Source organism: Streptomyces flavofungini (genome assembly GCF_041028215.1).
GTDB lineage: Bacteria > Actinomycetota > Actinomycetes > Streptomycetales > Streptomycetaceae > Streptomyces > Streptomyces flavofungini_B.
Genome location: NZ_JASKYR010000841.1, coordinates 1 through 2791, shown reverse-complemented (window position 1 = coordinate 2791; position 2791 = coordinate 1). Strand labels below are relative to the sequence as shown.

Sequence of the window (2791 nt, the reverse complement as noted above, 5' to 3'; positions counted from 1 at the left end):
CCGCGGGACGGGTGCGGGTTCTGACGTGGGCGTCGGCCGCTGAGCCCCTGAGCCCCGGCGGTTGGGATCAGCCGCGGTGACCCTGTCCCCGGGCGGTCGGGTTCAGCGGCGGTGACCCTGTCCCCGGCGGTCGCGCTCAGCGGCGGTGCACCCCGGCTCCGGCGAGCACGGCGCCGCCGAGGGGCCGCTTCTTGGTGAACCGGGCGGTGGCGTACCCGCCGACGAGCCCGCCGGCGGCTACGACGGCCCCGGGAATCCTTGCCATGCCTGCCTCATCTCGTATGCGCCGACCGTGATGCGCTCTCCGGGCGAGGCTAACGCGGGACGCCCGGGGCCGGACGAGCGGGCTCAGAGCTTCGGCTCCACGGAACCGGCGGGCCGGGCGGCGGCCCAGGCGGCGAGGACGTCCACGGCGGCGGAGTGCGGGGCGCCCTGGACCGGCACCTGGTCGAGGGAGCGCAGCGCGGCGCCGGGCAGGGCGACCTCGCGATAGAACCGCAGGTCCTCGTGGCCGTGGGCCGCGGCGTCACGGGTGGTGGCGCCGTAGACGACGCGCGGAATCCTGGCCCAGTAGCAGGCGACGAGGCACATGGGACAGGGCTCGCTGCTGGAGTAGAGCGTCGCGTCCTCCATCGCGTACCGCCCGAGCCGCCGCCCGGCCTCGCGCAGCGCCATGACCTCGGCGTGCGCGGTCGGATCACTCAACTCCACGACGGAGTTGACCCCGTCCGCCACGACGTCCCCGCCCACGACGACGACGGCACCGAAGGGTTTCGCGGTGCTGTCGGCTCTGAGGGAGCGGCGGGAGTTCTCGATGGCCCGGTCGAGAAAGGGGCGGTCCTGATCCTGTTCGGCACCGAAGGTCACGGGGTCTCCTGGGTCTCCTGGGTCTCGTACGGGCGGGGCCCGCTCTGAGCCCGGGGTACCCGTGTCCGTCCCCGTTACGTGCGGTCTCGCGGCGCGGTCAGTGCTGGTGGGCGGCGCGGTCAGTTCCGGTGGCGGTCAGTTCCGGTGGGCGGCGCCGCTGATGAACTGGGCCCAGGCCCGGGGGGAGACGTGGAGGCGGGGGCCTTCGGGTTGCTTCGAGTCACGTATGAGGACGCCACGAGGCACGAACGCGGCCTCGACGCACTCCGTGGTGTTGGCGCCGCTGTACGAGGACTTGAACCACGGGAGGTTCCCGACGGCGGTGCGATGGATGCTCATGCCTTCTCCTTGCGACCGCGTCCGCGTCGGATCAACGCCGAGGCATCCCGGGCAGCGCGGTCACGAACTCGGCCCAGGCGGTGGCCCCGACGGAGAACCGGCCGTCGTCCGGGCACTTCGAGTCCCGGACCAAGATCTCCGGCGCCACCACCGCCACCTCGACGCACTCGGTACCGGAACCGCCGCTGTAGGAGGACTTGAACCAGCGGACGGGGTGGCGGGGGTCCATCACAACTCCCTGAGGCTTCGACGGATGGCTTGCGTGGATGATTCCATGTCCAGCGCCTGCGCACGCAGGTAATCGAACGCCAATTTGTAGCGCTCCAGCTCGGGCGGCTTCTCCATGAACAGCCCGCCGCCCAGCAGATCTACGTAGACGACGTCCAGATCAGGGCTCTGGCCTCGGAGGAGTACGAAGCTGCCTACCGCGGCGGCGTGGGCGCCCGCGGAGAACGGCAGTATCTGGACCGTCACGTAGGGCAGATCGCTCAGCGCGAGCAGATGCTCAAGCTGGTCTCGCATGACACCGGCTCCACCGACGACGCGATGTACGGCGGCCTGGTCGACGATCGCCCAGATATGAGGCGGATCGGCGCGCCGCAGAAGCTCCTGCCGTTTCATGCGGATGTCCACCATGTGCTGCACCTCGCGATCGGTGCAGCCCACCTCTGAAGCACGGTGTACGGCTTCCGCGTAAGCCCGGGTCTGGAACAGTCCTGGAATGTACATGCACGCGTAGTGATCCTCGCGAACGACCTCGTCCTCAAGGGTCAGCATCAGATTCATCGACTCGGGGATGGGGTCGGCCAGCGAGCGCCACCATCCCTGAATGCGGGCGCCCTTCGCGAGTTCGACCAGTGCACCCCGTACGTCGTCGGCCGCCCCGTACTCACGGCAGAGCGCGTCCACGGCCGGCCATTTGACCGTACCCTCTTTGGTTTCGTACCGGCTCAGGGTCGCTTTCGAGATGCCAACGCGCGCTCCCGCCTCCTCCAGGGTGAGCCCCTTGATCTCGCGCAGGCGGCGAAGATCGGCGCCTAGCTGACGACGCCGAGTGGTCGGCCCAGCTGCCATGTCCGTGCCCCTTCTTATCGATCGCTCCGAGAGTGCCCGGGGCTCGGGTGAGCTACAAGGGCGTACGCGTGGGGCGCGCGCCGGGTGAGCATGCTCCCGTGCGACCCGTAGTGAGAGTTCCATTTTGAGAGTTTCACTGCAACGCTGAGTGAACAGACAGACACGGGAGCGTCTGTGGCTGTCCACACGGGAGGTGGTCGGTGATGCCGGATCGCTGTTGCCTGAAGAACCGCGAGAGCCTTTACCTGTCGTTCCTGGCGGAGCCGAGAGCTGTGGCGACGCTCAGGCGCCGTGTCCGGACGCACCTGGCCCGCTGGGACCTGGCGGAGGTCGCCGATGCGGCGCAGTTGTGCGCGAGCGAGCTGGTGGCGAACGTCATCACGCACGTGGGTGAGCACACACCGACAACGCTTCGGGTCACTGTGGAGGACACCCGCGTACGCATTGAGGTCGGCGACCCCGATCCCCGGGCGCTCCCCACCCTGCTGGCGCCCACCGAGGAGTCGGAGAG

At 69.4% G+C, this 2791-nt stretch carries 6 protein-coding genes; 1 reads left to right on the top strand and 5 read right to left on the bottom strand.

Annotated features, from left to right (window positions below; genetic code table 11):
- Nucleotides 1-136 precede the first annotated feature (136 nt).
- The 5 genes from AB8Z36_RS35355 to AB8Z36_RS35335 form a co-directional block, all read right to left on the bottom strand.
- On the bottom strand, nt 137-265 hold the full coding sequence (locus tag AB8Z36_RS35355; protein ID WP_369217485.1) for a hypothetical protein: 129 nt from the start codon (nt 263-265) through the stop codon (nt 137-139).
- An 83-nt stretch (nt 266-348) separates the two neighbouring features.
- Nucleotides 349-867, bottom strand: a complete 519-nt coding sequence (locus tag AB8Z36_RS35350) for a nucleoside deaminase (RefSeq protein ID WP_369217484.1) — start codon at nt 865-867, stop codon at nt 349-351.
- A 135-nt stretch (nt 868-1002) separates the two neighbouring features.
- Nucleotides 1003-1206: a DUF397 domain-containing protein gene (locus AB8Z36_RS35345; RefSeq protein ID WP_369217483.1), complete on the bottom strand. Its 204-nt coding sequence runs from the start codon at nt 1204-1206 to the stop codon at nt 1003-1005.
- Between the two features lie 31 nt (nt 1207-1237).
- Complete coding sequence (locus tag AB8Z36_RS35340; RefSeq protein ID WP_369217482.1) at nt 1238-1435, bottom strand: DUF397 domain-containing protein; 198 nt, start codon at nt 1433-1435, stop codon at nt 1238-1240.
- Entirely contained in the window at nt 1435-2280 is an 846-nt protein-coding gene (locus AB8Z36_RS35335) for a helix-turn-helix domain-containing protein (protein ID WP_369217481.1), read from the bottom strand. Before AB8Z36_RS35335 ends, AB8Z36_RS35340 begins: the two co-directional genes overlap by 1 nt.
- A gap of 203 nt (nt 2281-2483) precedes the next feature.
- Between AB8Z36_RS35335 and AB8Z36_RS35330 the strand changes: the two genes are divergently transcribed.
- Nucleotides 2484-2791 (top strand): ATP-binding protein (locus AB8Z36_RS35330; protein WP_369217480.1); only part of this gene is annotated, 308 nt, incomplete at its 3' end.